Consider the following 25,362-nt stretch of genomic DNA (forward strand, 5'->3'; position numbering starts at 1 on the left):
ATTAGTCACGCTCCTTTCCTGGGATGGTCAATTGTGGACCGACGACAGCTTCGAAGGCTTTCGTCACAAGTTCATCTCCGACAAACCCTTGGTCCGTCAAGGTCTCCGTCGCTTGGATCATTTGATGGTATTCTGTCGGATAGACTTTGATGAAATGGTGCTGCTGATTTTCCCAATCTTCTAGGATCTCAGCCGCCTTCAATGAATCTGTATAGGCGAAATGCTGCTGGATCATCTCTTTTAGTTGGTGGTCATCGCCGCTTTCACCAATCCGGTATAAATCAACCATTTCCCGATTGCATTTATCGGCAAAAGTTTGATCGGGATCGTAAACATACGCCACGCCACCGGACATTCCAGCACCAAAGTTGCGGCCGGTTTTTCCTAAAATTACCACGACGCCGCCAGTCATGTACTCACAGCCATGATCACCCACGCCTTCGACAACGACATTGGCTCCACTGTTACGAACACAAAAGCGTTCGCCAGCAATGCCTCGGAAATAGCCTTCGCCTCGATTTGCCCCGAAGCACGCTACATTACCAACAATTGGTGAATGCTCTGCGTCATAAGCGGCATCTTCAGGTGGCACAATGATCAAGCGGGCACCGCTTAACCCTTTGGCTACATAATCGTTGGCCTCACCGATCAGTTTCAACTGGATGCCCTGGGTGGCAAAAGCCCCAAAGCTTTGTCCAGCAATACCTCGATACGTAAACTGCAACAGACCTGGGGTAACTTCATAATTGCCAAAACGTTCCGCGATCCAGCCTCCTAAACGCGCGCCGACTGAGCGTTGAACATTATTGATCGTATGATTCGTCACGATTTCTTGATTGTTGTCGATAGCAGCTTGTGCAAAAGCATCTAATTCTGGCCATTGACGTTTCTCAAGGAATGGATCCGTCACTTTGCGTTCGATTGGGATCGTCGTCCCAATCATTTTCGAAAAGTCTAATGATTTTGCTTTGCCTTTAGCAACGAAGCGTGGTGTCAACAATTCCGCATGTCCTACCATCTCATCGATGGTACGAAAGCCTAACTCAGCCATCGTTTCCCGTAGATCTTCTGCTAAAAAGTACATCGTATTGATGATGTGCTCAGGTTTTCCAGCAAAAAATTTTCGTAAGGCTGGGTTCTGTGTAGCAATGCCGACAGGACATGTATTGATACTGCAAACCCGCATCATGACACAACCAATCGCAACTAGCGCTAAAGAGGCAAAGCTATATTCTTCTGCCCCTAAAAGAGCAGCAATGGCGATGTCCCGACCCGTCATCAATTTTCCATCTGTCTCTAAGGTCATTCGCTGCCGCAAATGATTCATAGCTAACGTTTGATGAGCTTCTGCAAGCCCCATCTCCCAAGGCAAGCCGGCATCACGGATCGAATTTCTCGGAGAAGCACCAGTCCCACCGTCATAGCCTGAGATCACGACTACGTCTGCGCCAGCTTTGACGACACCGGTAGCGATCGTACCCACGCCCGTACTAGAAACCAATTTGACATTGATCCGTGCATACGGGTTGATGGCTTTTAAGTCATAGATCAGCTGGGCTAGATCTTCAATCGAATAAATGTCGTGATGTGGTGGCGGCGAAATCAATCGGACACCAGGCGTGGATCCTCGAATCTCGGCGACCCACGGGAAGACTTTATTGCCTGGTAATTGACCGCCTTCTCCAGGTTTCGCTCCTTGCGCCATTTTGATCTGGAGTTCATCTGCACTCATTAAATATTCGGCGTTGACACCAAAACGGCCAGAAGCTACTTGTTTGATGCGACTATTATAATTAATGCCCTTCACTGGTTTGAAACGATTTCGGTTTTCTCCACCTTCTCCACTGTTGGATTTTGCCCCGATCACATTCATTCCTTCAGCAATACAGCGATGCGCTTCTTCACTTAGTGAGCCGTAAGACATCGCCCCGACTTTAAACCGTTTGACGATCGTTTCGACAGGCTCCACCTCAGCTAACGGAATACTGCGTCTTGTGTTCGCAAAGGTCCACATAGAGCGTAACGTCGTTGGATTGTCTAATGCCTCTTGGTTCATTTCCGCCGCGTATTCTTTATAAAGCTCATAACTGCCTGTGCGAACGGCTTTTTGGAACCCATAGATTGTTTTTGGATTGAACAAATGATGCTCCCCATCGGCTTTGTACTGGAAACTACCGCCAGAATCAAGATAATCCATTCGTTTTTCACCATATGCTGCCTCATAACGCGTTAAGTATTCTTGCTCGATTTGCGCTAACGAGAGTCCACCAATACGGGTAACCGTGCCGGTAAAGTACTCGGAGATGACTTTCTCAGAAATACCAACCGCTTCAAACAATTGTGCCCCGTGGTAACCGGCGATCGTTGAGATCCCCATTCGTGACATGATTTTGACAATGCCCTTTTCACATGCCTTGCGGTAACTTTCGATCTTCTCTGAAAGCTCAAAATGCGCCAATGTCTGGTAAGCCCCATAAGGATGGACCCCACTTGCTCCGTAGCCGACTAACATGGCATAATGATGGACCTCACAGACTTCCGCAGTATCCGCAACGATCGATGCCAAGGAACGTTTGCCTTTTCGCACCAAATAATTGTGCAGGCCTGATACCGCCAAGAGAATCGGAATCGCCACTTTTCCTTCTTGTGCTTGGATGACTTCCCGATCACTTAAAATGACGATCGTTGCCCCAGCATCGATTTTTTGCTCCGTTTCTTTAAAAAGCGCTTCTAACGCTTGTTGCAAAGCTACCCCGTTTTCTGGTACATAATCATAAAGAATCGACTGTAAAACCGCTTTTTGACCATTTTGATTTAACTGTTTGATCTTTTCATATTCACTCGTTTTTAACACAGGACTAGCAATCTTCAGCTTATTACAATTGATTCGGATGTCCTTTGAAACATCCCCATCTCGACCTAAAAACAGCTCGGTACCGATCACTAATTTTTCGCGAATCGCATCAATGGGTGGATTGGTCACTTGGGCGAATTGTTGCTTGAAGTACGTAAACAAGGATTGGGGACGTTCGCTCAAAATAGCTAAGGGTGAATCAAATCCCATGGAGATCACTGGTTCTTCTCCCGTTTGAGCCATTGGTAAAATCAACGTGCGTATGATCTCATCCGTGTAGCCATTTCGTTTCCAAAGGGTCTGGATCGCATCATCTGCTGTTTCTTCCTGCTTCTCAGTGTCGGGAAGCAGCTCTGGTGTCAATAGGTGTTCCGCTAGCCACTCCTGGTAAGGATGGGCATTCGCATAATGCGCTTTGATTTCTTGATTTCGTAAGATCATCCCTTTTTGGGTATCCACCAAAAACATATTTGCTGGTCCAAGCACCCCTTTTTCAATCACTTCCGACGCTGGCAGATCCACCACGCCTGACTCAGAGGCCACGACAACAAAACCAGCTTTCGTGATTGAGTAGCGAGATGGTCGCAATCCATTACGATCAAGGGCAGCTCCCACCATCTCCCCATCGGTAAAGCATAAAGCTGCTGGTCCATCCCAAGGAGCCATAAAGCTTGCATTGTATTCATTAAAAGCCGTCAGTTCTGGTGTCAAGCCAGCTTCTTTAGACCACGCTTCTGGCACCATCATCAACAGTGCTTGGGGAATGTCTCGACCTTGACGATACAAGTATTCCATACAATTTTCCAGCTTCGCAGAATCGGAGTTTTCGTCATCGTAGACTTCGATCTGATGTCCATGCATCCAATTTTCCGCCCCGCGTAACGTGTTGATTTCGCCATTATGGGCTAAGAAACGAAAAGGTTGCGCCCGACTCCAGCTTGGAAAGGTATTCGTTGAAAAACGAGAATGGGTCAAAGCAATACTCGAAGTCATTTCTGGGCTTTGAAGATCTTTGAAAAACAAGCCAACTTGATAGGCATGCAGCATCCCTTTATAAACAACTGTCTTACTGGACAAGCTGCAGATAGACAACTCATCGGTATGATACGTTTTTTCCAGTTTACGCCGTAGCCGGTAAAGCTGATCTTCAAAGGGACGGCCAGCTGCTACATCGACAGGCTTTTCAATAAAGACTTGCACAAAAGATGGCATGACTTTTTGCGCCCCCGGCCCACACTGATAATAATCATATGGAACGTCGCGCTGCCATAAAACCGTAAAACCCATTTGTTGGATATCTTTAGCTACTTCTTCTTGGACCTGTGCTGCTCGGAGCTTTTCTTTCGGTAAAAAAAACATCCCAACAGCATAGGTGCCTTTTTCAGGCAATGGGATTCCTGCCTCTTTTGCCTGCTGCTGAAAAAAAGGATCTGGCATCGCCATCAAGATTCCTGCTCCGTCCCCCGTGTCAGGTTCAGCGCCAGTTCCCCCTCGATGATTCATCCGTTCTAACATCGTTAAGGCATTTTGGACGAGCTCTCGGGAATAATGACCATTTTTCTGAGCAATGAACCCCATCCCACAAGCATCTTTTTCAAAAGCGGCATCGTACATCGTTTGGTTCGTTGTTTTCATCATCTCTAAATCACTCATGGAATCACACTTTCTTTCAATATTCTGAATATTCCGATTTTTAACAGTTTACAACCTGATTTTCTATCTGGCAAGTTTTTTTTACTTGATCCGATCTAGTTGATTTCTTCCTTCAAGGGTTACTTAAATCCATAGAACAAATAGTGACTTGTAAATCACAGGCAGGAATCTTCGTCTAATAAGGTTTTTTTATTATACAATAAACTGTCGGAAAATTATTGCAAACAAATGAGAATCGTTATCAATTAACGCGAATTTTCTCATTTGGATGTCACAAACAGCTGCTTATGTCCCATTTTCAAGGAACAAGCTTGACTGATTTCAAAAAAAAGATGACCCACAATGGGATCATCTTTTTCCGTTTTTTTATTTTTCAAAGCCTTCTGCAACCGCTTCAGGATAGTTTTCTTTGACAATGGCTGCACAATGGCCGCAAAGTGTTGGTAGCTGCTCTTCTACACCGACATCCACACGGACTTGACGACAACGTTCGCAGACTTCACCTTCGGCTTTTTCCACTAAGATCGCCACGTCTTCGAATTGATAGGCCGCTTCTGGTACTGCTTCACCTGCTTCTTTAATCGTTAAGAAGTCCGGTGAAATGATCAGCAACTGAGCGATATCTGAATCGATAGCTTTTAGTAATGCCGCAACTGGCTCAGTTGGATAAACAGTGACTTTCGCTTCAAACGATTTCCCGATCAATTTTGCATTACGTGCTTCTTCCAATGCTTTTAAGACATTGTCACGGAAATCAAGGAAAGCACGCCATAAATCAAGCAGCTCTTCTTGGTTAGCAAATGTATCATAGCCAGGGAACTCCGCTAATTGGACATATTCCTCTTCTTCTTTCAAATGTGACCAGATTTCTTCTGCCGTATGCGGAATGATCGGCGTCAGTAATTTCGTCAACGCAACCGCTGTTTGATAGAAGACGGTTTGCATGGCGCGACGTTGGAAATCATTTTCAGCTTCGATATAAACGACATCTTTCGCAAAATCCAAATAGAAGGATGACATATCGACTGTCAAGAAGTTAATGACTGTTCGGTAAATATGCAAGAAGTTGTATTTTTCATAACCATCTTCTCGGATCGTTTTGATCGTTTGATTCAAACGAACCATCATGTATTTATCGACAGAACGCAAGTTTTCAAATGGTACGCTGTCTTTTGCTGGATCAAAATCACTCGTGTTCGCTAATAGGAAACGCATGGTATTGCGAATTTTCCGATAGACTTCTGATACTTGATTCAAGATATCCATAGACACTCGGACATCCGCTTCGTAGTCAACACTGCTGACCCAAAGGCGCAAAATATCCGCACCCATTTGGTTGATCACTTTTTCTGGTGCAATGGTATTACCAAGAGATTTACTCATCTTACGGCCTTCGCCATCTAAGGTGAAGCCTTGAGACAAGACGGCTTTGTATGGTGCGACTTCATTGATCGCAACACTAGTTGTGATACTTGAGTTGAACCACCCGCGATATTGATCAGAACCTTCCAAATACATGTCAGCTGGGAACGTCAATTCTGGACGTTGACGTAACACGGCTTCGTGAGAAGAACCTGAATCAAACCAAACATCCATGATGTCAGTTTCTTTCGAGAATTTACCGTTTGGTGAGCCTGGATGCGTAAAGCCAGCCGGCAGCAATTCTTCGGCTTCTTTTTCAAACCAAATCGTTGAACCATGTTCAGCAAACAAGTTTGCCACATGCTCGATCGTTTCAGGCGTGATGATGGCTTCGCCGTTTTCTGCATAAAAGATTGGCAATGGTACACCCCACGCACGTTGACGAGAGATCACCCAGTCGCCGCGATCGCGAATCATATTGTATAAACGGGTTTTGCCCCATGGAATGATCCAATCTACTTTTTCGATCTCATCCAAAATGTTTTGACGGAACTTATCAATTGAAGCAAACCATTGTGGCGTTGCCCGATAGATGACTGGTTTTTTCGTCCGCCAATCATGTGGATAGCTGTGAGTAAAGAAGTTTAGTTTTAATAGCGCCCCTTTTTCTTCTAAAAGCTCAGTGATCATTGGATTGGCTTTGTCATAAAAAACCCCTTCAAATCCTGGTGCTTCTTCTGTGAAGACCCCACGGCTATCGACTGGTGATAAGACATCCAGCCCATATTTTTTGCTGACGATGTAGTCATCTTCCCCGTGTCCTGGTGCAGTGTGGACCAAACCAGTACCGGCATCCAATGTCACATGATCCCCTAACATCAACAGAGACGTACGGTCATAGAAAGGATGTTGCGCCGTCATTTTTTCTAATTGATCGCCTGCAAATTCTTGCAATACTTCGACAGATTCCCAACCAATCTCATTCGTCACGGTTTCTAATAAATCTTTTGCCACGACAAATTTACGACCATCAGCCAAGATTTGAACATAGGCAAAGGTTGGATTCACAGAGATTCCTAGATTCGCTGGCAAGGTCCATGGCGTCGTCGTCCAGATAACAAAAGATGTATCTGAATCAAGCAAATCTTTGCCATCTGCGACTGGGAAAGCAACATAGATCGATGGTGAATTCACATCTTTGTATTCGATCTCGGCTTCTGCTAGTGATGATTCACTAGATGGTGACCAGTAGATTGGTTTTAATCCTTTGTAGATATAGCCTTTTTCTGCCATTTTTCCGAAAACGCGAATTTCCGCAGCTTCATAATCGGGCGTCAGTGTGATGTATGGGTGCTCCCAGTCACCAGAAACCCCTAAACGTTTGAAGTCAGCTCTTTGTGTATCCACTTGTGTCAAAGCATATTCTTCACATTTTTTGCGGTATTCTGCCAAGCTCATTTCTTTGCGCTTGATTCCTTTATTTGTCAACACTTGCTCGATCGGCAAACCATGGGTATCCCAACCAGGTACATAAGGGGAACGGAAACCTGACATTGATTTGGAACGTACGATAATGTCTTTACTGATTTTGTTCAATGAGTGTCCGATATGGATGTTCCCATTTGCATAAGGAGGACCATCGTGTAAGACAAAGGTTGGCTTGCCTTCATTTAATTCTTGACGGCGTTGATACAATCGATTTTCTTCCCATTCTTTTTGCCAATCCACTTCGCGGTTCGGCAAGTTGCCTCTCATTGGAAAAGCGGTTTTTCCAAGATGCAGTGTTTCTTTCATTTTCATTCTTGTTTCGCTCCTTTTCGTCTCACTACGTTTCCGTATAATTTCTAAATCCATTGACTCGACCAATCAATTGCTTCAATTGAACGTATCAAAATGGATTGGTTGCCATGACTTCCTTGTGTTTAGGTCTCACTGATTTAAAAAATCAATCCTAGTGATTCCTCGTTTGGTTACTACGCTCCTTATGGTCGCCTAGTACTGTTCATCATCTATTCTGTCTTGCTTCGCAAGCCAATCATAGTGATTCCTAGTAGGGTTACTACGCTCCCTATGGTCGCCTAGTACTGTTCATCATCTATTCTGTCTTGCTTCGCAAGCCAATCATAGTGATTCACAGCAAAAAACACGTCCGTCCCTGGCAAGGGACGAACGTGTTCGTGGTACCACCCAAATTTTTATTGTCGTTAGACAATTCTTTGATGATCGGTAACGGGATCAGGCGTCGTTCTCTACTTGAGTCTTTGGATAATCGGCTCTTTAAAGAACGCAACTCACAGATGATCTGATTTCTTACAGGGTTTTATTTGGCTTCCACTCTCCCAAACTCGCTTGAAAAATATAAGAAATTTTTCTGTTCTGTGTCTTAGTTGTTATCTGTTTTGTTCAATTCGTCTAATAAGTTTCTCGCATCATCTAATGTTTTCACTTCAGGGCTTTCGCTTACATCAACGATTTTTTCATCTGATTCAACAACGTCCACATCAAATGTGTCCACTGCTTCTGAGTTTACTCCAGAACCATTTTCACTGTCAAGTTCTTTTGATAAAACTTCTCTGATTACTTGATGGGAATCTTGCACGTAGCTTGAAAATGGCGCCAAAATCTCTTCCCACTCTGGGCTCTTCACTTGTTCTAATTGGGTTTGTAACATAACCAATAAGTTGTTGTGGAAGACTCTGGTTTTCTTCTTCAAGTCATTTGTTTCTGTTGCCAATTGACGGGCATTGTCTGTTGCATCCGTCAAAATCTCTTTGGCTTTTTCTTCCGCTGAGGTCATCAAGGCATGGGCATGTTTTTCTGCAGTAGCAACCATTTCATCCGCACGGTTTTGGGCAGACGTAACGATCACTTCTGATTCTTTGCTTGCGCTTGTTTTTACTTTATCCGCGGTATCTTGAGCCACGATGATGGATTGGTTCAAGGCGTCTTTCAGTTCATTGAAATACTCTAGTTTTTCTTCGGCGTGTTTCAATGATTTCTCTAACTCGCGATTGCGTTGAACCGCTTCTTCATAATCGCGGACGATCATATCCAAAAAGTCATCGACTTCGTCTTGGTTGTATCCTCTCATTTTTACTGAAAAGTTTTTATTTTGAATGTCTAATGGAGTTAATGCCATATTCTATACACCTCTTTGATTTATTTACGTAATACACCTAATAACAATCTAACTTTTTCTTTTTTCGTGGTTCCTTCTAACCCCTGTATTTGAATCCGACCAAATCCTCTTACTGAAACGATATCCAGTAAATCCAGAACAAAATCTGGTCGTAGTGCTTCTGTCCAGTTTACTTTTACTTTTCCTGATTCGATCAACTGTTTCGAACGCTGACGTGAGATGTTGTATACGGCAGAGATCACTGTATCAAGACGCAATGAACTAACCGTTTCTCTTTCCTCGGTCCAGCCATCTTTAGGAACGATCAACTCGGTGTATTTTGTTTCTTCCAAGCGCACCGATACGTTTCCGATTTTATCCACTTGGAGTTGGATAAAATGACTGACTTCAGCGGCAACGAATACTTGCCATATTTCACCATCGGAAAGAATGTCTCCAAAGTATTCCCTCTTGACTCCAGTCCCCATTAACGTGCCTAAAACTTTTCCATGACTCAACACCGTAAATTTTTTCGGGTATTGAATCGTAAACAAAGTCATGTCAAACTCATCGGTGGTGGGCTCATAATAATCGGGATAAATCAAACAACGTCGTCTTTCAGCAGCTTCGTAACCACCAAAAAAGCGGAAGCTTAAATCCGTTGATTGACGAATCAAGCTTTCTAAAATATACGCTTGTCTCGGATCTAAAAAATCAGTTAAGTAAGGCGCATACTGCATTTGCACTTGTTCGATCCATCCTTGAGCGGAATCAATAAAAGGGCGTTCATCGTTTCGAAAATGTTGATAGACATTTGCGTTCACCGATAACCACCCCTTACGTTAAAATAAAATTGATTGTAAGATCAATATCAATGCTTGTGATGCTAGCTGTAAGACGATAATTGCAAACGCAATCGTAAAATCAATACCAGCAAAACTTAATTTCAATCGATCAAATAAACTCAAATACGGTTCACACACTTTTGCTAAGAAACGGCCAAAAGCGGATTGATACCCTCCTGGAAACCAAGACAAAAGTGCATAGATCACTAATAAAATGGTATACAGATAAACAGCATCACTTAGTAATTTAACGAATCTCAAAAATAAAATTGGCGTTCCTCCTCACTTTAGATATCAAAAAAATTGGTATCTGCTAATGTTTGGGCAGTGCCTTCAATTTCCATACCCTTAGGCGTGCAAAGAAAAATTTCATCGCCAACACGCTTGATATCACCATCTTCAGCGTACACTGTTCCTGTTAAAAAATCAACTATTCGACGAGCTTGGTACTCTTCAATTAAATGAAAATTAACAAGTACAGCATCCCCATTGATGACCTGCTTGGCAATCCCCATCGCTTCGGAATAGACGTGTGGCTCTACGATCGTTATTTTACCAGCTGCTTGTGCGGGTGTTTCTTTTGCTTTTGTTTCTTTGACTCTCGTATTGCTTCTTTGTTGTGCCATCGGAACGACTTTTTCTTCCGTCTTCGTCACCGGTCTTACCCGTTCAGCCGCAGCTGAGGCTTGTTGATAGACAGCTGCTTGTGGTTGCTGTCTGTATTGATAGGCTTGATTTTGTGGTTGACTTGTTGTACGTGTTGCCGCTTGGCCAGATGCATACGTATTCGTGGTTGCTCTGGGGGCTGTAAAAGCTCCTCCTTGGTTCACAGCTTGTTTAGACGCTGTGCGTGCCGGTTCTTCCGTGGCAAATGTTTCTTCGTAGTAATCTTCTTCGTCAGTCAATCCAAAAAAATTGGTCAGTTTCTCTTTGAGCGACATCGGTCAACCTCCTTTTTTATTGAAATAATGCTGTTCCTACACGAATAAATGTTGCACCTTCTTGAATCGCAATGGGAAAATCATTACTCATTCCCATACTCGTTTCTAAGCAAGGGGCATGTGTAAGATGCAGGTCAGCGATCTGTTGTTGAATCCTTTTTAATTCTTTAAAAATCTGATGCTGCTCGTCTTTGGAAGCAGTGAGCGGGGCCATCGTCATCAATCCAACAACACGAATTTTGTCGAACGAAGCAAGTGCTTCAATAAAAGCCATTACCTCTTCAACAAAAATCCCTTGTTTCGTTGCTTCCTGCGAAACATTCACTTCCACAAAGCAGTTGATCGGATGCTCTGCTCGTTTTTGAATTTCTTGTGCCAGTTTGATTGAATCTAACGCATGGAAAAAATCAATCTCATTTATAATTGATTTTACCTTTCTGCGTTGCAAATTGCCAATAAAATGCCAACGGACATCTGGATAATCCTTTAGTGCTGCCTTCTTTTCAAGTAGTTTTTCTACTCGATTTTCTGCACAATCCCGCACACCATTTTCTAAAAGGACTCTTGTTGTTTCTGTATCGACGGATTTTGTCACAGCTGTCAAACAGACATCATTGGCATTTCTAGAAACAAGAGCACAGGAATCCTGTATCTCTTGCTGAATCTTGTGCAAGTTCTCAGAAATCATGTGCTCTGCCCCCTAGCGTTTACGACGGAAAAATGGTGGTGTGCTTAATTCGTCGTCATCATTCGAACGTACTTCATCACGGCTGAAGGTATCGAATTCTTTCTTTTCTACATTTTCAAATGTGTTTTCTTCTACTTTAGGTCGTACATTTTGTTCTTTGCGGATATCCCAATCACCAAAGCCATTGCTTTCTTCTGCTTGCGCTGGGCGTGCTTGATCCATATCTAATGTTGGTTTTTGAGGGATAGAATGAATTTGACCTTGGCTTTGTCTGCTAGAGCGAGAACCCCGTTCTTTTTTTGAAGGGTCAATGCCGGTTGCAATGACTGTCACACGGATCTCATCGCCTAAGTCTTCATTGATTGATGTACCTAAGATAATGTTTACGTCGCCTGTTGCCGCATGAGCGACGATATCAGAAGCATCTTGTGCTTCAAATAAAGTCATATCCAATCCGCCAGTGATGTTCAATAGCACTTGTTCTGCGCCATCGATCGACGTTTCTAGTAATGGTGAAGAGATTGCTTTTTTCGTTGCTTCGATTACACGTTCTTCCCCGCTAGCAACACCGATTCCCATCAAGGCTGTGCCTTGATTTTCCATTACTGTTTTCACATCAGCGAAGTCTAAGTTGACATAGCCAGGTGCAGTGATCAAGTCTGAGATCCCTTGAACCCCTTGACGCAAGACATTGTCTGCTTCACGGAATGCTTCAAGCATTGGCGTTTTCTTGTCAACAACTTCTAACAAACGGTTGTTTGAGATGATCAATAAGGTATCGACATTCTCTTTTAATTTAGCGATGCCTTCAGCCGCAAAACGGCCACGTTTTGGTCCTTCAAAAGTAAACGGACGAGTAACGACACCGACTGTCAATGCGCCGATTTCTTTAGCGATTTTCGCTACGATCGGTGCAGCACCTGTTCCGGTTCCGCCACCCATACCAGCGGTAATGAAAATCATATCCGCGCCTTCTAATGATTCGCGAATAGAATCTTCACTTTCTTCCGCTGCTTTTTGACCAACTTCTGGTTGAGAGCCAGCACCAAGTCCGCGGGTATATTTAGGGCCTAATTGAATGACTGTTTCTGCTTTTGAGTTTTTTAATGCTTGAACGTCAGTGTTGGCTGCAATAAATTCTACGCCTTTGACATTTTCTTCGATCATACGATTGACTGCGTTGCCGCCACCGCCACCGACTCCGATGACTTTGATCACAGCGCCGTCATTGATGTTATTATCAATTGAAAATTCCATAATTTATCTTCCTCCTGAGAATCGTTTTAGATTATTCAAAGATATTTGAGAAGAAATCTTTTACTCGGTTTGTGATCGACTCACCTTTTTTCTCTTCTTCTGCTTCTTCATAAGTTTCTTCTGGCGCTTCATATTGTTCGTAATGCACTTCTTGTTGTTGAATAGCAACGGGCTGTTGCGCCACTGTTTTTTCACCAGTGATCGCACTTTTGGCAAGCTGGTACACTTCGCTTAAGTTTGCCGAATAGTCAACGATACTGATTACATTCGTGAAAACAGGATTTCTAAGTCCCATATGATTAGGAACGTAAAGCTTGACGTTTGTTTCGAATACTTCTTGAGCAAGATCTACGACACCAGGAAGACTTGCAGCGCCACCAGTCAAGATCACGCCACCCGGTAAATCAAGCCCATCGATTTCGTCTAGGACTTCTTTTGATTTGGTGAAGATTTGTTCCATACGGGCTTCAATGATTTCGGATAAATAGCGTTCATCGATTTTCACTGGTTCTGATTTCCCGATCACATCAACCGGAAATTCTTCGCTGGCTGAAGTGCGTTCAGGATACGCATCCCCATAATTAATCTTCAATGCTTCTGCATTGTTGAAAGAGGTATTTAAAACCGTCGAAATGTCTTTTGTGACAAATTCGCCGCCCTCTTGGTTCACATGGGTGAATTTCAATTGCTTGTCGTGCATCGCCGATGTGGTTGTTTGGCCGCCACCAATGTCGATGACGATCGTGCCAAAATCTTTTTCACCGTCTGATAAAATCGATTCTGTTAGTGCTAATGGCGTAATGACTACTTCATTAACGATCAGACCAGATTTTTCAACACATTTGCGAATGTTGTGAATGATGGTTTTTGGTCCTGTATAAACAACACCAAACATTTCTAGGCGAACCCCGATCATGCCACGAGGATCTTTGATTCCTTCAAAACCATCAACGGTAAATTCCTGCGGTAAAATAGCAATGATCTGTCTTTCAGGAGGGGTAGAACGAACGAGTGCTGCGGAGGCAACATTACGCACGTCTTCGTCGGTGATCTCTTTTGATTCACTATTGACAGCGATCATTCCTTGACAATTTTCCACTTCAAGAAGATTGGCTGGTACACCAACACTTACACTGCGAATTTGAATTCCTGCTTTTTCTTCTGCTTGTCTTACTGCTCTTTGAATGGCTTGCACCGTTTTATCGATATCTACAATGATCCCACGGTTGATTCCTTCTGATTTTGCATTACCTACACCAATGATATTCATTTGGCTGTCAACGTATTCGGCTACTACAACTTTTACAGATGTCGTACCGATATCAAGGCCAACATACATTCCCGTTTTTGCCATGGATGGGGTTCCCTCCTACTTAAATTGGATATATAGCGAACCATCACAGTCCGTTTTTAGAGTTCATTCGAATAATTTGTTCACTGTTACCAATTCTACCATATAATGGCGCTTTTTAGAAACAAGTTAATGAAAAAAACTCTTGAATTTTTCCTAAGAATCACTATCAGCTGTTTGATTTTCGTCTGCATCGTCTTCTTGTGTATTTGAAATTGGGTAAGTAAAGATTCCAACTTCCATATCCACAATACTGTCCTCGGTCAAATCTTTGGCAATTTGCGGATAATACTGCATTTGACTCACCATATTCGAAATGTTGACGATCACTTGATTGCCATCATTCATAAAGAGAGTCAGCAGCTCATCATTGCTGTCACGGGGGGTATATTTGATTTGAGAAACGCCATCGCGAATTTCTGAACTTAATTCTTGATAGGCACTAAGTGTTGCTTTGATTTTATCTTCAGCCGAAAAATTTTCTAAAACCGGTAATCCTTCCACTGGCTGCTCACTGATTTCATCTAACACAACGCCATTTTCTAAAACCGGCGCATAGCCACCATCTTGGGCTAGTAAAGCAACTTCTTGAAATTCAGTGACAGTGATATCGAAGCGATTGATACCAGATAGAGAAATTGAGGCATTTTTTATACGTGGCAATTCTTTTTTGATGGCAGACACGCTTTGATTACGTTCGAAAAATTGCGGCCACATCTCTTCATTGACGGTTAGATCCGAATTTTCGAGAATTGCTTCTGCGGATACTTCATGATTGCCTTTGACGACCACATTCGCCAAACGACTAAGGGGCGAAACGAAATACAAAACAATCAATAAAGGAATCATCAACAATCCAATAATCAAGGCTAAACGGCGAATCAACACTTGGTTGCGATACGCCTTTAGGTTAGGTAGCCGATCAGCAAAGGAGCGGACCTTTTTTTCTGGCTCTGGCAATGCTTCCTTCTCATCAACGGACTCTTCCATCGCTTGATCTGCTTCAAAAAACGCTTCTTCTTGCTCGTCTTCATGGTCTTCTGACGTATCTTCTGTTTCTTCAGGAGCAGGAGAAGACCAAGCTGGCTGATTGCCTTTTTCTTGCAAATACTTTAGATTTTCTTTTTGCCAAGGGGTCAACTCTTCCGTTGACGAGGGGGTTTGATCATCATGAGGTGTTTTGTCTTTACTAATGATAATCGCTCCTTTCTATCCCACACATTGTACTATTTGATTACCTCTTGCACAAGTCGAAATAATCGTTCCGAGGCATCGCTGATCCCTTGTTCTTTTGAGGCTTTTGCCATCTTACTACGAAGGGCTTCATCTTGCATGATACTGTCTACTGCTTCCACGAGGTTTTGACTGTTTAGTTCATGATCGGCAATCATTTTGACTGCTCCTGCATTGGCTAAACTTTGGGCGTTCTTCGTTTGGTGGTCATTGGTCACATAAGGACTAGGAATCAAAATCGCTGGAATCCCTAATGCAGTGAATTCTGCGATCGATGTGGCTCCTGCTCGTCCAATCAACAAATCACTATTTGCCATCACTTCTGCCATCTGATCAATGTAAGGGCGAATACTGATATTAGGAAAGGCATCTTTTGACATGCCGATTTTTTCTTCGATCTCTTTGTAATACCGTTCACCTGACGCATAGAGAAGCTGATACTCTTTTTGAGCAAACAGCGGCAGCGCATCAATGATCGCTTGATTGATTTTCAGCGCTCCTTGACTCCCACCAAAAACCAAGACCGTCTTTTTCGCCGGATTTAAATCGTAGGAAGACAAGATCGCTGACTTTTGACTGTTGCGTACTTCTTGACCTCTGGGATTCCCCACCAGCACCGTTTTCTTCGCTGGAAAGTACTGGGACGCATCGTGAAAGGCAATGGCGATTTTGTCCACATATTTGGTTAGAAATTTATTCGTGATCCCGGGAACACTATTTTGTTCATGAATAATTGTAGGAATTTTCAACTTCGCTGCAGCAAAGACCACCGCGCCAGAAACGTAGCCACCGGTGCCGATCACCACATCCGGTTGAAACTCCTTGATGATTTTTTTGGCTGCGTAATAACTTTTCATGAAAAGTTGGATCGTTTTTACATTATCGAAGGACAACTTACGCTTAAAGCCTTGGATTTCTAATGTTTTAAAAGGAATACCTGTTGGAGGGACGATTTTATTTTCCAAGCCCCTTGTTGCACCAATGTATAAAAATTCGGCTGTCGGGTCAATCTCTTTTACATAATCGACAAAAGACAACGCTGGATAAATATGTCCGCCAGTACCGCCGCCAGTCACAAGTATTTTCATATCCGTCACTCATTTCTATTTAAGTTCTGCTACTGCCGCCATAAATTTGTCGCCGCGAACTTCAAAATTAGGGTATTGATCCCAACTTGCATTCGCAGGTGACAATAAAATCGTATCTCCAGCAGCACTTAAAGAAAAGGCTAATGGGACGGCTGTTTCAACATTGTCTGTCATTTCAATTGTTTTTACCCCTGCTGCTTGAGCAGCAGCGGCTAATTTTTCCTTTGTTTCACCAAACAACACGATGGCTTTTAGCCCTTTTAGTGCGGGAACTAAGTCATCAAAGCTGTTCCCCCGATCCAGACCACCTGCCAATAAAATCAGTTTCTCATTGTCAAAGCCGCCTAATGCCATTTCTGTGGCTAGAATGTTTGTTGCTTTGGAGTCATTGAAAAATTTCACCTGATTGATGGTGGTGACATACTGAGTCCGATGGGGCACGCCTGTAAAGGTTTGTAACGCTTGCTTAATGGCTTCGTTTGGCATATCGCAAAGTTTACCGACAGCAATCGCTGCTAATGCATTTTCAATATTATGATCTCCTGGCACGCCAAGTTCATCAGCTGCCATAATCACTTCTTCTTTATAATAGAGGATACCGTCAAGCATGTACGCGCCTGCTACTTTTTCCTTGGTGGAAAAAGGAATGATTTGCGCTTTTGATTTTGTCGACAGTGCTTCTAGTTCTGGCTGGTTCCAGTTGATCACCAAATAATCATCTGCAGTCATTCGCTGTTGCAACCGCCACTTTGCTAGGACATACTCTGGACGACTGCCATGGTAATCGATATGGGCTTCATAAATATTGGTGATCACGGCGATTTTTGGTCGCAAAGTATCGATCCCCATCAATTGGAAGCTAGACAATTCCATGACTAATCGGTCTTCCGCTTTGGCCGTTTGAGCAACGGAACTTGCAGGAAACCCAATGTTCCCAGAAAGCAGTGCCTGCCCTTTTTGCATCCCTGCGTTTAAGACATTGGCGATCATGGTCGTTGTGGTGGTTTTTCCGTTCGTACCAGTAATGCCGATAATCGGAGCCTCAGAGATTTGATACGCTAGCTCCACTTCCGTGATTACAGGAATTTTTTTCTCTAAAGCTTTTTGAACAAGGGGCTGTGAATAAGGGATTCCTGGATTTTTCACAACTAACGAAAAGCCTTCATCCAATAATTCGATTGGGTGGCTGCCAGTGATCACTTTGACCCCTAACGCCAAAAGATCTTGTGCTTCGGGATTTTCAGCAAATGGCTTGCCGTCATTAACGGTCACAAGTGCGCCCAAATCATGTAACAATTTGGCCGCACTGAATCCACTACGCGCTAATCCTAGCACAAGAACTTTTTTATTTTGATATGTTTTAATTTTTTTCATTTTCTTCATCTCCTACCATACAAGGGCTATTGTGAGCAACGAGCAACCTAACGCAATACACCAAAAAACAGTGTCGATCTTCCACTCAGACCATCCGCTCATTTCAAAATGATGGTGGATGGGTGACATCTTGAAGATTCGTTTGCCCGTTAATTTGAATGAGGCAACTTGCAGCATCACGCTTGCTGTTTCACAAACATAGACCAGTCCGACAAGCAAGAGGGTCCATTCTTGGTGTAAAAGAATCGAAATTGCTGCTAGCAGACCGCCTAAAGCCAGTGAGCCGACATCCCCCATAAAAATTTTAGCCGGTTTGCGATTGTACGGAAAGAAGCCGATCAATCCGCCAATGATTGCTAGACAAACGATCAATACATCGATTTGATCTTGCCGCCAAGCAATCAGTGCGTAAGTTGAAAAAGAAATCGTGCCCAGTCCTGCGACCAGACCATCGATACCGTCGGTCAAGTTGACTGCATTTGAAAAACCGACCAGCCAAAAGATGACGAACACTCCGTAAAAGATCGACAGTGGCACATCGATCCCAAAAAAATTTAACACGTCTGCATTGCCTTCCGCTCGAAAAACAAAGTAAAAGACGAGTCCGCCTAAAATTTGTCCAAACAATTTTTGCAGCGAGTTTAAGCCCATATTTCTTTTGCGGAAAATCTTGATGAAATCGTCAAGAAATCCTAATGCACCATAAACCAAGGTAATGAACAAAAGAATGAACAATGAAGCAGTCAGTTGATTTTGCCATGCCCCTACCCAAATTGCAGTGATCATTGCAGAAATCAAAAATACAAACCCACCCATCGTTGGTGTACCAGCCTTTACGTTATGCCATTTAGGGCCGTCACCACGTATTTCCTGTCCGTATTTCTTCATTTGAAAATAGCCGATAAACAAAGGCATTGCGGCTGTTACGATCGCAAAGCCACTTGCCAAAGGTAATATCATCTCTGTCCATTCCATATCGTTCTCTCCTATTATTCTATTCGTTTTCGCTTAGTGTAAACTTGATCGATTGTCCCGATAACTCAGTATAAGGCTCCACGCTCTGTTTGGTACAATAGCCGTCCCCTTCAAAACTGACGTCCACATTCAACAGACTGCCAAATTTGATCAAATCTGCTTTGGACCAGGAAGTCGTATCAGGCATGTAATACTTGTCGCTATCCGTAATCAGCAGTACTCGTCCGCCAGGCATGATCGAAGTGCCACTGTCAACGGACTGTGCGATGACCTTCTCGCCATCACCGATGACAACAGGGGTCAACCCAGCTTTTTGAACGTCAGTTGCCGCTGATTCTGTATCAAGATTACGATAATCCCCTACAGTCGTTTCACTACCTGAGGTTGTACTATCTTCTAATGCAGAGTTTTTCAGATCCATGACCCGTTTCATCAATGGATTGGCAATTTCACCCAACACGGTGCTTTCGTGCTTCTCTGGCAATTTGATCGTCAAATACAAAATATATTCAGGTTCTTCTGAAGGAAACATCAAAACAACAGAATACAGATAATTGGTACCCCCAGACAAATACTTACCGGTCGTTGGATCGGCTACTTGGGCTGTCCCCGTTTTCGCGGAAATATTGTAGCCCGGTAGTTCATAGACACCATAAGCACTTCCGTAATTTTCACTTTCGACAACATCACGCATATATTCCCGTACTTTTGTTGCCGCTTCTGCTGTGATGGGATGGCCAACTTCTTCTGGTTGTGTGACCGTTTCTTCTCCTGTATTGCCATCAACGATTTTACTAATAAATTGTGGTTTCAACATCGTTCCGTTATTTGCCACCGACGTAAAGGCCTGCATCATTTGGAAATTCGTCACACCAATCGCTTGACCAAATGACGTCATCGCTTGGCTGACAGGGTTATCCTCTGGTGTGATCCCAGTATTTTCGTTAGGCAATCCTGAATAGGTACTGCGACCAAAACCAAATTCTTTTAAGTATTGCTGCCAACGATCTGCCATTCGTTGTTCCAAGGTCACCATTCCAATATTACTCGACCATGAAAGTGCTTGGCGCATCGTCAGTGTTCCTTTTTGACCGAAGTCCCAGTCGTTGATGGTTGCATCATAAAGTTTCATTCCATCAGGGCTTGGGGTAAAAGTTTCGTTTTCATTAAAGATCCCTTGATCGATCGCTGCAGCCGTCGTCAAGATCTTCATGGTTGATCCTGGCTCGTAGTTGTCCTCAACTAATAGGTTTTGCCAATCATTGATGGAATCCAAATTTTCTGGATTATAGGTTGGTCGTTGCGCCATCGCCACGATTTCACCCGTTTTTGCATCCATTAAGTTCGCTGTTAAGTTTTCTGGTTTATTTTCTTTAAAGACACTGTCCATCAGCGTTTCCAAGTAGCTTTGGATCCGACTATCGATGGTTGTATAGACGTCTTTCCCGTCCACAGCTGCAACAGTTTCGGCTACGGTTCCTGGCAACGGATTTTGATTGTTGTCTTTTTGATAAACGATCTCGCCATCGGTCCCTGAAAGCACGTCATTGTACGCAGCTTCTAGTCCGGTTTTCCCAACTAGACCAGTATCGTCATCATTGGCAACAGCATACCCGATAAAGTGAGAAGAAAAGACACCATTCGGATAAAGTCGAGCTGGATGGCTGTCAAAATGAAAGCCAGCAATCTCTTCTTTTTCCATTGCATCTTCAATCGCATTCTTTTGTTCTAATGTAATATTGTTTCCTTTACTTCCAAAAGAAACACGCCATAATTGTTGCTCAAGCCCTTCTTCTAACGTGTTGACTGCTGTTTCTTGATCGATGGACAATACATCCGACAAGATTTTGCCCAATTTATTGAAGTTTGCTTTTTCTGCAAAAAGATTCTTTTTGCCATCTTTGTAATTTTGGTTTAAAACAGCGTAAATTGAATAGGAGGTCACATCTTCAGCAATTGGAATCCCATTGCGATCATAGATCGTTCCACGTTTCGCTTTGATGACTTCACTGCCTTCATAAAGATTTTTCGTTTTTTCAGCTAAGGAAGTCCCTGCGACATCTCCGACAATGACGATGTAGCTCAAACGCGTGACAAACAAAAAGAACAATCCAATACTCGTAGCAAAGAGAATAATACCTACTTTTTTGCGATTGTTCGTTGTAGTTTGATTGTTCTTTTTTAAGTATTGCTTGAATTTATCTGTTAACTTCATTTAGTCCACTTTCCTTAAATTGCCGTCATCGATCGACAATCCATTATCCTCAGCAATCTTTTGGATGCGCTCGGTTTTAGAAAGTTCATTTTTCTCTTGTTCCAACTGTTCTGCTTGTGTTGTTTTTTCATTAATATCCGATTGGATCAAAGAAATATCGTGTTCGACTTGACTGATATTGGTTCGAATATTGATGGTCAAGATCGCCAACGTCAATACAGAGATGATCACAAAGGCAGCGATCAGTTTTTCCAGAGTAGAAATGCTTTTTAACCGACGAGCCGGAGATGCTGGTACGCGGATGACCTCAGGACGCTGGGGATCAGTAGGCAGTTTTTCAGTTGTCGGTTCAGAGTGTTCCATAGGTTGTGATTCAAGTGGTTCTCTGAATTCATAGTCATGAACTTTTAGTTCTGCCATAGTTGTTACCCTTCGCTTTCCTTGATTTTTTCCGCGATTCGCAGTTTCGCACTACGAGAACGATTATTTTCAGCTACTTCTTCCTCAGTAGGAAGAAGTGGTTTTCTTGTTATAAGTTTAAGTGTTGGTTGGAATTCTTCTGGTATCATCGGCAAACCTGGCGGCATATCCTTCGGTGTGCTGTATTCCTTGAACATCGATTTCACGATGCGATCTTCTAAAGAGTGAAACGTGATGACACTCACACGTCCGTTGACTGCTAAAAGATGAATCGCTTGTTCAAGTGATTCTTCAATCACACCTAGCTCATCATTGACTGCAATGCGAATGGCTTGGAAAACCCGTTTTGCAGGGTGTCCGCCTTTTCTTCTTGCTGGCGCAGGAATGGCTATTTTGATGATATCGACCAACTCACCCGTTGTTTCGATTGGATGATCTTGTCGCACCCGCTCGATTTCACGAGCGATTTGTTTCGAGAATTTTTCTTCTCCATAACGGAAGAAGATTTTGACTAATTGGTGGTAGTCGAATTGATTGACTACTTCATAGGCAGTCAATGCTGCAGTTTGATCCATCCGCATATCCAGCGGTGCATCTTGGTGGTAGCTAAAGCCGCGTTCGGCTTCATCTAATTGGGGTGAGGAAACACCTAAATCGTACAAAATCCCATCGACTCGGCTCACACCGTGTTGATGCAATGCTTCCTTTAAATAGCGGAAATTACTTTTAATGAACGTAACCATTCCTTTAGCAACATATGGTGCTAAACGTTTTTTCGCATGATCGATAGCAGTTTGGTCTTGATCAAAAGCAAAGAGATGTCCCTCTTCAGACAGTTGCGACAATAAATATTCACTATGACCGGCTCCACCTAATGTACAATCGACATAGACGCCTTCTGGACGAATCTTTAACCCATCAACGGTCTCCTGTAGCATAACGGTGTAGTGTTGAAAATCTGCCATGTGTTTTTTCCTCTTCCTATCAAGCCTATAAGCCAAAATCAATCATTGTTTCAGCAATTTCATCAAAGTTTTCTTCTGCTTCTTCAGAGAATGCTTGCCAACGCGTTTCATCCCAAATCTCGATTCGGTTTGAAACGCCGATGATCACACAGCTTTTGGTAAGGTCTGCATGATTTCTCAATGTAACAGGGATATTGATTCGTCCTTGTTTATCGATTTCGCACTCTGTTGCAGCAGAATAAAAGAAGCGGACAAATGTCCGAGCGTCCTTTTTCGCTAAAGGCATTTCGTTTAGTTTTTCTTCAAGTTTTTCCCATTCAGATAAGGGGTAGCCAAATAAACAGCCATCTAATCCACGTGTCACAACAAATTTTTCTCCGAGTTTTTCTCGTAGTTTTGAAGGGACGATTAGTCGGCCTTTTGCATCTATCGAATGTTGAAATTCACCCATAAACATCGATAAATAACCCCCGATCTCCACCTGATATTCACAGTCTACCACAATCCCCCACTTTCTACCACAAATTATATGAAATTTGAAAGGGAAGTTGTTTGACTTTTCTTTACCAAATGAGGAAAAAGAGGAAAACCGACTACTTAAAGTTTTTAAAAAAACTTTAAGTGAAAAAATGGGCGTTTATCAAGAGTCAAAACACTATAAGTAACTAACAATATTTAGAATGATCAAAACGACATGAAAAATGATCGTAAATAGAAAAATACTACGCCAATACATCTTTAAATAGCGACCATATTGGATCTCCTCATAGTAATACGCCTGAAAGACTGCCAGCAGAATCCCCAATAAAAAAATGGAGATCAAATAGTACAATGTGATTGCTTGATCAAAAGTATACTTTGATAATTGATGAATCCCGACCATCAAAAATGGTACCGCTAAATCCGGTGCCTTCACGTGGTAACGATCATTCAAGGACAACGCGGAAACAATAAACCGACAGGCGAAATAGACGAGCACAGGAAAGATATACCAAAACAAAACGATTGGATTAAATCCAGACATACAGCAAAATCCTTTCTAACAACTAGTGTCACTATACTTTATTTTCTTTACATCCGTGTTTCAGTTCTTTTAAAAATCTGAGCTGGAATAAGACAGCCATGAAATTTTTTAAGGAGCCTCTTTGTTCATCAGCTGACTTTTGAAAGTCTTGAAGAATGCATTTCTTTACCTATTAAAACAGAAGGGCGTAGCTTCAACAAGTCTATCTTGCCATTCTAGTGATTTTTTTTATCCTGAAATTGAAATTTTCTTAATTTCTCCTTGGTTCAACTTGAGTTCTTGTGTATTTGAGGGTAAACTGTCACTAGAATAACTCTAAAAGGTGGATTAGAATGAACGAGAAAAAACCAAAAAGTACCTTTGCAAAAATCACGCAAGTCGTGATCTGGACCATGCTTATTCTCACTGTTGGCTCGATTTTCTTAGCAGCATACACAAGTATTATGGGTTAATCCTATTAAAAAAGTGCCCTTTTCCAAAATGATGGCTTCCATCTTTTGGAAAAGGGCACTTTTTTTACAGCAAGGGTGACACAAGGCGTGCCAAGCCTTCTTTGATTTTGATCGTCAGCTTTCTTTGCTGATACGCTTCGATCGTTAAGTGCTTGGAATCGATCGAATCCGCCAGAAATGCTTCTTTCGTTTGCGTCGCGAGTTGTGCATCGTAGATGATCGTATTGACCTCAAAGTCTAAACGAAACGAACGGACATCGATATTTGCTGAACCAATCGAAACGAGCCCACTGTCAATGATCATCGTTTTTGCATGCATAAACCCTTTCTCATAGGTTTCGATGACTGCCCCAAAATGCAGCAGCTCAGCCGCAAAGGAATAGGTCGCCCAATATACCAAGGGATGATCCGGTTTGTTAGGGATTTGTATATGGACTTTCACCCCAGAAAGCAGTGCCAACTTCAAGGCATTGTGAATGGCTTCATCCGGAATATAATAAGGTGTTTGGATCAAGATTTCCTTTTTGGCTAAGTTGATCATTTTCAGATAGGTCATTTTGATTTCTTCATGTTCCGTATCAGGACCACTCGTGATGACTTGGGCTGCAACTGTCCCGACTTGTTTGATTTCAGGAAACAAGGAAGGATCATATTTGATCTCCAACGCATGTTGTGAATTCCAATCCATCAAAAACCGATTTTGCAGCGAATAGACAGCTGAACCGGCAATTCGCAAGTGATTGTCTCGCCAATAACCGAATTTTTCCACTTGCCCTAGATATTCATCTCCCACATTAAAACCGCCTGTATAGCCAATTTCTCCATCGATCACCACGATTTTCCGATGATTTCGATAATTGATTCGCGGATTGACATAAGGAACGAATAAAGGAAAGAAGAAGGCAATTTGACCGCCATGCAGACGCAACTCATCAAAAAACTTTAATGATACTTGGGTGCTGCCCCAAGCATCTAATAAGACTCTTACTTTTACGCCCCGCTTCGCCGCGCGCACCAGTGCCTCTTTGACTTCATTTCCCAATGTATCACTGCGATAAATGTAATATTCCATATGAATGTGATTTTTTGCCTGTTCGATATCCGCGATCAAGGCATCAAATTTCTGCCGTCCGTCAGTATAAAGCGTCATACTATTCGCTGTCGTATACAGGGATTGCCCAAAGACTGTCAACAGGTAGACCAGCTGCTGCACTTCTACCTGCGCGGTCGGCGGATGCGGAAACAGCTGACGAGCGAGCGCTTGTTTTTGTTCTTCTAATTCAACATTCAGCCCCACCTTTGCCTGTGAGCGCATATCAAAGATCTTTTCTTTAGAGATCCCTCTACCAAAGAAAAAGTAAAGCACAAAGCCAACGATTGGAATGAACATCAAGACCAAAAGCCAGGCCCACGTTTGAGCAGTCTGCCGCCTTTCTCTGAAAATGATAATGATTGATAACAAAATATTGACTATAAATAAAATGGTTACCAAATTATCCATTACAACCATTTCTCCACCTCTTCCCCGATTTCCCGCTACTAAAGCA

Annotated in this window: 20 protein-coding genes; 1 reads left to right on the forward strand and 19 read right to left on the reverse strand. The window is 42.8% G+C overall.

Annotated elements, in window-relative coordinates:
- Position 1: 1 nt before the first annotated feature.
- The 18 genes from gltB to IGJ44_RS12230 all read right to left on the reverse strand — a co-directional run bounded on the left by gltB (position 2) and on the right by IGJ44_RS12230 (position 23,363).
- Positions 2–4,507 carry a glutamate synthase large subunit gene (gltB, locus tag IGJ44_RS12145; protein WP_430605731.1) on the reverse strand — a complete coding sequence of 1,502 codons (4,506 nt, stop codon included), beginning with the start codon at positions 4,505–4,507 and terminating at the stop codon, positions 2–4.
- Between the two features lie 366 nt (positions 4,508–4,873).
- Entirely contained in the window at positions 4,874–7,669 is a 2,796-nt protein-coding gene (gene ileS, locus IGJ44_RS12150) for an isoleucine--tRNA ligase (protein WP_167826966.1), read from the reverse strand.
- Positions 7,670–8,252: 583 nt separating this feature from the next.
- A complete protein-coding gene (locus tag IGJ44_RS12155) occupies positions 8,253–9,008 on the reverse strand; it encodes a DivIVA domain-containing protein (RefSeq protein WP_005228824.1) in 756 nt (251 codons plus the stop codon).
- A gap of 20 nt (positions 9,009–9,028) precedes the next feature.
- A complete protein-coding gene (locus tag IGJ44_RS12160) occupies positions 9,029–9,811 on the reverse strand; it encodes an RNA-binding protein (RefSeq protein WP_010749763.1) in 783 nt (260 codons plus the stop codon).
- An 18-nt stretch (positions 9,812–9,829) separates the two neighbouring features.
- Positions 9,830–10,093 (reverse strand): YggT family protein, encoded by a 264-nt coding sequence (locus IGJ44_RS12165; protein ID WP_005228822.1) that lies wholly within the window; start codon positions 10,091–10,093, stop codon positions 9,830–9,832.
- 26 nt (positions 10,094–10,119) lie between these two features.
- Positions 10,120–10,773 (reverse strand): cell division protein SepF, encoded by a 654-nt coding sequence (locus tag IGJ44_RS12170; RefSeq protein ID WP_430605733.1) that lies wholly within the window; start codon positions 10,771–10,773, stop codon positions 10,120–10,122.
- 16 nt (positions 10,774–10,789) lie between these two features.
- Positions 10,790–11,461 carry a YggS family pyridoxal phosphate-dependent enzyme gene (locus IGJ44_RS12175; RefSeq protein WP_074536072.1) on the reverse strand — a complete coding sequence of 224 codons (672 nt, stop codon included), beginning with the start codon at positions 11,459–11,461 and terminating at the stop codon, positions 10,790–10,792.
- A gap of 12 nt (positions 11,462–11,473) precedes the next feature.
- Positions 11,474–12,718 carry a cell division protein FtsZ gene (gene ftsZ, locus IGJ44_RS12180; protein WP_005228816.1) on the reverse strand — a complete coding sequence of 415 codons (1,245 nt, stop codon included), beginning with the start codon at positions 12,716–12,718 and terminating at the stop codon, positions 11,474–11,476.
- Positions 12,719–12,749: 31 nt separating this feature from the next.
- On the reverse strand, positions 12,750–14,072 hold the full coding sequence (gene ftsA / locus IGJ44_RS12185) for a cell division protein FtsA (RefSeq protein ID WP_167826965.1): 1,323 nt from the start codon (positions 14,070–14,072) through the stop codon (positions 12,750–12,752).
- Between the two features lie 153 nt (positions 14,073–14,225).
- A complete protein-coding gene (locus IGJ44_RS12190) occupies positions 14,226–15,209 on the reverse strand; it encodes a cell division protein FtsQ/DivIB (protein WP_167826964.1) in 984 nt (327 codons plus the stop codon).
- An 86-nt stretch (positions 15,210–15,295) separates the two neighbouring features.
- On the reverse strand, positions 15,296–16,390 hold the full coding sequence (gene murG / locus IGJ44_RS12195) for an undecaprenyldiphospho-muramoylpentapeptide beta-N-acetylglucosaminyltransferase (RefSeq protein ID WP_010749767.1): 1,095 nt from the start codon (positions 16,388–16,390) through the stop codon (positions 15,296–15,298).
- 15 nt (positions 16,391–16,405) lie between these two features.
- Positions 16,406–17,764 carry a UDP-N-acetylmuramoyl-L-alanine--D-glutamate ligase gene (gene murD / locus IGJ44_RS12200; protein ID WP_087627817.1) on the reverse strand — a complete coding sequence of 453 codons (1,359 nt, stop codon included), beginning with the start codon at positions 17,762–17,764 and terminating at the stop codon, positions 16,406–16,408.
- Positions 17,765–17,776: 12 nt separating this feature from the next.
- Positions 17,777–18,739 carry a phospho-N-acetylmuramoyl-pentapeptide-transferase gene (gene mraY, locus IGJ44_RS12205; RefSeq protein ID WP_167826963.1) on the reverse strand — a complete coding sequence of 321 codons (963 nt, stop codon included), beginning with the start codon at positions 18,737–18,739 and terminating at the stop codon, positions 17,777–17,779.
- A gap of 19 nt (positions 18,740–18,758) precedes the next feature.
- Entirely contained in the window at positions 18,759–20,954 is a 2,196-nt protein-coding gene (locus IGJ44_RS12210) for a penicillin-binding transpeptidase domain-containing protein (protein WP_167826962.1), read from the reverse strand.
- A complete protein-coding gene (gene ftsL, locus IGJ44_RS12215) occupies positions 20,955–21,374 on the reverse strand; it encodes a cell division protein FtsL (protein ID WP_005228796.1) in 420 nt (139 codons plus the stop codon).
- Positions 21,375–21,379: 5 nt separating this feature from the next.
- Positions 21,380–22,339, reverse strand: a complete 960-nt coding sequence (rsmH, locus tag IGJ44_RS12220; protein ID WP_074536081.1) for a 16S rRNA (cytosine(1402)-N(4))-methyltransferase RsmH — start codon at positions 22,337–22,339, stop codon at positions 21,380–21,382.
- A 25-nt stretch (positions 22,340–22,364) separates the two neighbouring features.
- Positions 22,365–22,796 carry a division/cell wall cluster transcriptional repressor MraZ gene (mraZ, locus tag IGJ44_RS12225; RefSeq protein ID WP_005228792.1) on the reverse strand — a complete coding sequence of 144 codons (432 nt, stop codon included), beginning with the start codon at positions 22,794–22,796 and terminating at the stop codon, positions 22,365–22,367.
- Between the two features lie 198 nt (positions 22,797–22,994).
- Positions 22,995–23,363 (reverse strand): DUF3397 domain-containing protein, encoded by a 369-nt coding sequence (locus IGJ44_RS12230; protein ID WP_005228786.1) that lies wholly within the window; start codon positions 23,361–23,363, stop codon positions 22,995–22,997.
- A 332-nt stretch (positions 23,364–23,695) separates the two neighbouring features.
- Between IGJ44_RS12230 and IGJ44_RS12235 the strand changes: the two genes are divergently transcribed.
- Positions 23,696–23,815, forward strand: a complete 120-nt coding sequence (locus tag IGJ44_RS12235; RefSeq protein ID WP_005237290.1) for a DUF4044 domain-containing protein — start codon at positions 23,696–23,698, stop codon at positions 23,813–23,815.
- Between the two features lie 64 nt (positions 23,816–23,879).
- On the opposite strand, the gene cls is transcribed toward IGJ44_RS12235, so the two are convergent.
- Positions 23,880–25,325, reverse strand: a complete 1,446-nt coding sequence (cls, locus tag IGJ44_RS12240; RefSeq protein ID WP_005228785.1) for a cardiolipin synthase — start codon at positions 25,323–25,325, stop codon at positions 23,880–23,882.
- Between the last annotated feature and the right edge of the window lie 37 nt (positions 25,326–25,362).

This window comes from Enterococcus sp. DIV1368d (assembly GCF_050542975.1).
Taxonomy (GTDB): Bacteria; Bacillota; Bacilli; order Lactobacillales; family Enterococcaceae; genus Enterococcus_D; species Enterococcus_D casseliflavus.